Raw genomic sequence first — 5,493 nt, forward strand, 5'->3', positions numbered from 1 at the left:
AAGGGTAAAGTGGCTAAACAATCGGCTAACCAACGATGATTTTCTGGTTCACCATCTTGGGTTAAATCGCCAGCAATCAGCAGAAAATCGAGGTTAAGGGTGATGAGATGGTCTAAAACAATTTTTAAAGCGGGAATACTCACTTCCACCAGATGAAAGCGATTAGAATGGTTTAAAATGGTTGTGGGTAAAGCGATATGAGGATCGCTGAGAATGGCGAAACGGAAATTCATCGCATTGAATTGGGCTAAATATCGGTAAACTAGATCGATCGAGGAGAAATGAGGAGAAAATATCTTTGGCTAAAGTTCGCGTTCGTCAGCACGTCAATCCCTTAAGTCATAAATATCGCCATCCGATCGCTCCCCCCGATTGGAATCAAGTTTATCAGGATATGACGCAACCTCTCCATCTTGACATTGGTTGTGCGCGGGGTAAATTTTTGTTACAAATGGCCCAAGTAGAGCCAGAAATTAATTTTTTGGGGATTGAAATTCGTCAACCTTTGGTAATTGAAGCCAATCAGGAACGGGAAAGGTTAGGATTAAGTAATCTCGCTTTTGTTTTTGGCAATATGAATGTTGCCCCAGAAATTTTACTGCAATCTTTGCCCGCAGATAAGTTATTTTGGGTGTCGATTCAATTTCCCGATCCTTGGTTTAAACAGCGTCACAGTAAGCGTCGGGTTGTGCAGCCAGAATTAGTAATAGCTTTGGCTAAGTATATGGTAGCTGGGGGCTGGGTTTTTTTACAGTCGGATGTGGAATCGATCGCCCTGGAAATGACGGAGAGATTTCAAGCACATCCCCATTTTGTTCGGCAACATCAAACCCCCTGGTTAGCGGAAAATATTTTCCCCGTACCGACGGAGAGGGAAAAGTCCACTTATAATAAGGGTCAACCAGTTTATCGCTCGCTTTTTCGAGTTCGGTAGCTTCAGTTAAAATATCTTGGCACTGTCTCAAATCATGGTTATAAATCTCGACTCACCCCTAATACTTGAGGACAATAATCGCCCCCCTGTCTCTCAATTGCTGGAATTTCTCTTAAGCAAAGAAAAAAACAATAAAAAAACTAAAGAAAATCTTACTTTTGAGGCTTTAGTCGGTACTTGGCGATTATACTTTATCACGGGAACTCAAAAAGCGAAAAAGAGAGCGGGGATTGTTTTGGGTAAGGGTCGCTATCTACCATCCTGGTTAAAAATTACCATCTCTTACCAAAGAAATGAGAGTTTAGAACTGGGAGAATTTATCTCTGGAAGCGTCAGCAATCAGATAGTTTTAGGGGCAGTAAAACTATCCGTAAGCGGTCCGGTTAAGTTTTTTCCTAAAACCCGTCTTCTCGCCTTTGATTTCACCAGGCTCAACCTAACCCTATTTAATCGCTCTCTCTATTCTGGTTTTATTAGAAATGGCCAGGTAAGTGAAGCGAATTTTTATCAGGAAAGTATCAAAAAACAGGCATTTTTTGCCTATTTTCTGATCACAGAAACAATGATAGCAGCCCGGGGACGAGGGGGAGGATTAGCCCTTTGGGTAAAAGAGATAAGTGAGACAAAACTAGCTGAAAAATAATTTATTAGAGGAGAAATAGATGGGATATTCTATCGATGTAGATGGGACAAATTTTGACAGTGAAGTGATCGAGAAGTCCTATCTAAATACAGTGATTTTAGACTTTTATGCCCTGTGGTGTGGACCCTGTAAATTGGTAAAACCGATGCTGGAAAAACTGGCAAGTGAATATAATTTTATCCTGGCAAAAATAGATATAGATAAAAGTCCCGAATTAGCCGAACAATACGATGTAGAAGGAGTTCCAGATGTGCGAATTGTCAGCAAGGGAGAAGTGTTACCCTGTTTTGTCGGTGCTTTGCCAGAAGAACAAATTAGAGACTTATTTTCCCGTCTCGATTTACAATCGGAATTAGAAGCAGGATTAGCAGAAATACAAGAAGCGATTGCCCTCGATAATTTGCCCGCAGCTAAACAATTATTTGATCGTCTTTTCCCTAAATATCCCAACGAACCGCGATTAATTATTATGGCGGTCAAATTTCTCATGCGTCTAGAAAAATGGTCAGATGCCTACAGATTAATTAGTGCTATTAAAGAAGAAAATCCCCCGATCAAAGGTTGGAAAACTCTCCTAGAATTTCAACAGTTAAAACTAGAAAATAATCCCCTCGATTCGATATTTTTTACTGGGATTAATTCCGCCTTAAAAGAAGATTATGCCGCCGCTTTAGATAAACTGATCAGCGTGGTGGGAGAAAGTAGAAAATATCGTCAGGATGGGGCAAGAAAAGCCATGTTAGCCATATTTCAGATTTTGGGGGTTAGTCATACCCTCACCCAAGAATACCAAGCAAAGTTAACATTTCTGCTCTACTAAGTAGGGTTTACTAAAAAAGTTTGTTGGTGGGGTTAGGAATCGGTCAGAACTAAAGCAATTCCCCAGTAATTTCAACAAATCTATTCCTCGAATTTCTGTTGATAATTGCCAGGGAATTGCTAGGGACAAGATGCAGTTTATTTGTGGCGAATCATTTCATAGAGGGCAACGTATTCTTCCCCGGGACCATTCCAAGAGTAATCGCATTCCATACCTTGAATCGCTAATTTTTGGAATTCTTCCGGCTGAGTGTACCACAATTCCAATGCCCGGGACATGGCTGATTCTAGGGCATTATTATCGGGATCAAAAAAGACAAAACCATTGCGTTCTTCCGGTTGGTGATAGGTATCATAATCGCGATCAAAAACCGTATTAACTAAACCACCAACTCCCCGGACGATGGGAACGGTTCCGTATTTTAAGCTGATTACTTGTGTCAGTCCGCAGGGTTCAAAATTACTGGGAACCACAATCATATCGGCCCCCGCATAAATCAGGTGAGATAATTCCTCATTAAAGCCCAATTCAATATGGACATCAGGGTTATTATTTAGGTGATTTTTCTCATGCCAGAACCAGTTATTAATTAACGATTCGGTGGCGGAACCTAAGAGGACAAATTGCGCCCCGCGAGCTAAGGCATAATACATGGCATGGTGAACTAAATGTACGCCTTTTTGGTCATCTAAACGACCGACATAACAAATTAAGGGCTTTTCTGGTTCATCTCTTAACCAGAGTCTTTCTCGCAGTGCCTTCTTATTGCGTGCCTTCTCGGAGAAGCTATCAATACCGTAGGGTGCAGCAATAAATTTATCCACTTCCGGGTTCCAGATATTGTAATCTAAACCGTTGAGAATGCCAGTAAATTTGTGTTGATGTAGGTGAATTGTATGACCTAAACCGTAACTAACATCGGTGTGGTGTGCTTCCCAAGCATGGTGGGGTGAGACGGTGTTGAAATAGTTGGAAAAGACGATACCACCTTTCATAAAATTAATCACAAAAGGATTGAAGTTATCGCGCATTCGGGCATAGCTAAAGTAGTAAGTATCGTTATTTAATCCTGTTGCCCTGAGAATTTCCGCACCAGCAAATCCTTGATGTTTAAAGTTATGGATGGTGTAGAGAACGCGCTGATTGCCCATACCATGATATTTATAAATTTCAAAAAGTAAGGGCGGAATTAAACCGGTTTGCCAGTCGTGACAATGAATTATATCGGGACGTTTATTACTTCTGAGCAAAAATTCTAAAGCGGCTTTAGAGAAGAAGGCAAAACGCATATTATCGTCTTTACAGCCGTAGTAAGTGCCGCGATTAAAGAAATTATCCCCCGAATTGGGTTGAATAAAGAAACACAAGCGCCCGTGTACCCAACCACAAAAAACGTTACAGTGAATTGCCCCATCGTACCAAGGCACCCACAGATCGCGATAAGCCTCGTGTAAGCCCCAAATTTGGTCGTAGCGCATACAATCATACATGGGTAGGATTAGCTCCACGCAATGACCGCGAATTTCCAATTCTCGACTCAATCCATATACCACATCCCCCAATCCCCCAGCTTTAATCACCGGGGCGCACTCAGAGGCAACCTGAACTATATACATATATCAATAACTCCCTCGATTAATCTACAGGTCAGCTAGAAGCAATTTTTACAAAAGTATACAAGCTTCTGTGATTAAATTGGTCGGTCGATCGAATTAGTTGCGGGTTGGGGAAGTGGGAATTATGAATTATGAATTATGAATTATGAATTGGGGAGTGGGGAATTTAGCTGAAATTTCCCTAAATCCCTATCTCCCTATCTCCCTATCTCCTAAAGATTAACAGCGTTTTAACTGTCCTAGGAGCAAAATCACCTCATCGATGCCGTTTCTGAGAGTAGTGGCGGGTTGATCGCTGTTATTGACGGTTATGCTAAAGATTAGGGGTTGATTGTCGGCGGTTTCTAGATAACCGGCGAGGGCGACAACTCCGGTTAATGTCCCAGTTTTTGCCTGTAATCGTCCTTCTAGGGGAGTCTGGCGAAATCTATTGGTTAAAGTGCCATCAATGCCGCCAATAGCTAAAGAACGGCGATAATCAGGGTTTTCTGCCATTAGTTGTAAAATTTGCCCTAAAGTATTGGGTTTAATCAGGTTTTGTCGTGATAGCCCCGAACCATCGCCGATTTTATAACTATCGCTGTTAATTCCCAGTTTTGTTAAAGTTTCTTGTAATCCCGAGACACCGCCGAGCATTTGTAGTAGGGTTTCCGCTAGTAAATTATCGCTATTTTTATTGACTTTTTCCACCAAATATGCTAGAGGTTCTGATTCTAAATTGGTGATCTCATGGCCGAGAATCTGTGAACTAATTTCTGCGTTTTTAACGGTAATTCCCGCTTTTTCAAGGATATTACGCCAGCGAGCCAGGAAATATTCCGAGGGTTGGGGAATAGCTAAATTAAAATCATCTTGACTATCAATAGCCAGAGAACCAGTGATAATTAGGCGATTATTGGCTAAATTGCCCTTAATTGCCAGAGTATTCGGGCTTCCTTGCCCTGCGGTGCTGGTTTGATTCTCAATTAGCCATTGTTTAGCGGCAATGGGATCAGACCATTGTAAATCTAAGCTTTGCCCCAATTGTCGCGGTAAAAGCTTTAAAGTGACGGAATTTTCGTTTAAAACCAAGCTAGAAGCGGGTACAGCATAGTCAAAAAAGACATCTTCCCATTCCCAGGTTTTTTGACTATCGGAGACGACAAAAGGACTAGCAACGACAATTAAGCGAGAAATTGAGTTAATTCCCCTTGCTTTTAACTTTTCTGCTAATTTTTCTAGCTTTTCTGTGGTTATGGTTGCATCTCCCCTCCCGACTAAGGTTAAAGTCTCTACATCGGGGGGGTTGCCTTGGGCTAAAATGGGAGTTTTCAGACGATAATCGCGGTTAAATTTGCTAAAAGCGGCGGCAGTGGTTAATAATTTCGCAGTAGAAGCGGGAGTAAAAAAGTTATTTTCGTGGAGACTATAGAGATTTTCCTGAGAATTAAGGGATTTTACGAAAATTCCCCAATAAGCGCCTTGATAATCGGGTCGGGCC

Annotated in this window: 6 protein-coding genes; 3 read left to right on the forward strand and 3 right to left on the reverse strand. The window is 41.5% G+C overall.

What is annotated here, in order from left to right; translation table 11 throughout:
* The coding region (locus PX484_RS12275; RefSeq protein WP_288104039.1) for a metallophosphoesterase family protein at positions 1-233 on the reverse strand (233 nt) is incomplete at its 3' end.
* 65 nt (positions 234-298) lie between these two features.
* Between PX484_RS12275 and trmB the strand changes: the two genes are divergently transcribed.
* From trmB to PX484_RS12290, 3 genes are read left to right on the forward strand one after another with little or no spacing between them, the layout of a single operon-like run.
* Positions 299-934 (forward strand): tRNA (guanosine(46)-N7)-methyltransferase TrmB, encoded by a 636-nt coding sequence (gene trmB / locus PX484_RS12280; protein WP_002801525.1) that lies wholly within the window; start codon positions 299-301, stop codon positions 932-934.
* A gap of 34 nt (positions 935-968) precedes the next feature.
* Positions 969-1,577 carry a hypothetical protein gene (locus PX484_RS12285; protein ID WP_287767959.1) on the forward strand — a complete coding sequence of 203 codons (609 nt, stop codon included), beginning with the start codon at positions 969-971 and terminating at the stop codon, positions 1,575-1,577.
* 19 nt (positions 1,578-1,596) lie between these two features.
* Positions 1,597-2,397: a tetratricopeptide repeat protein gene (locus PX484_RS12290; RefSeq protein WP_002801523.1), complete on the forward strand. Its 801-nt coding sequence runs from the start codon at positions 1,597-1,599 to the stop codon at positions 2,395-2,397.
* A 137-nt stretch (positions 2,398-2,534) separates the two neighbouring features.
* On the opposite strand, the gene glgA is transcribed toward PX484_RS12290, so the two are convergent.
* Both glgA and dacB read right to left on the reverse strand, forming a co-directional pair.
* Positions 2,535-4,013: a glycogen synthase GlgA gene (gene glgA, locus PX484_RS12295; RefSeq protein ID WP_288104044.1), complete on the reverse strand. Its 1,479-nt coding sequence runs from the start codon at positions 4,011-4,013 to the stop codon at positions 2,535-2,537.
* Positions 4,014-4,232: 219 nt separating this feature from the next.
* On the reverse strand, positions 4,233-5,493 hold a 1,261-nt coding region (gene dacB, locus PX484_RS12300; protein WP_288104047.1), incomplete at its 5' end, for a D-alanyl-D-alanine carboxypeptidase/D-alanyl-D-alanine endopeptidase.

This window comes from Microcystis sp. M49636_WE2 (assembly GCF_030065375.1).
In the GTDB taxonomy this organism is placed as follows: domain Bacteria; phylum Cyanobacteriota; class Cyanobacteriia; order Cyanobacteriales; family Microcystaceae; genus Microcystis; species Microcystis aeruginosa_C.

Excerpts from the sequence above, each read along its gene's own strand:
- PX484_RS12285 (WP_287767959.1), top strand. The coding sequence starts at position 969 with ATGGTTATAAATCTCGACTCACCCCTAATACTTGAGGACAATAATCGC.
- PX484_RS12290 (WP_002801523.1), top strand. The coding sequence starts at position 1,597 with ATGGGATATTCTATCGATGTAGATGGGACAAATTTTGACAGTGAAGTG.
- glgA (WP_288104044.1), bottom strand. The coding sequence starts at position 4,013 with ATGTATATAGTTCAGGTTGCCTCTGAGTGCGCCCCGGTGATTAAAGCT.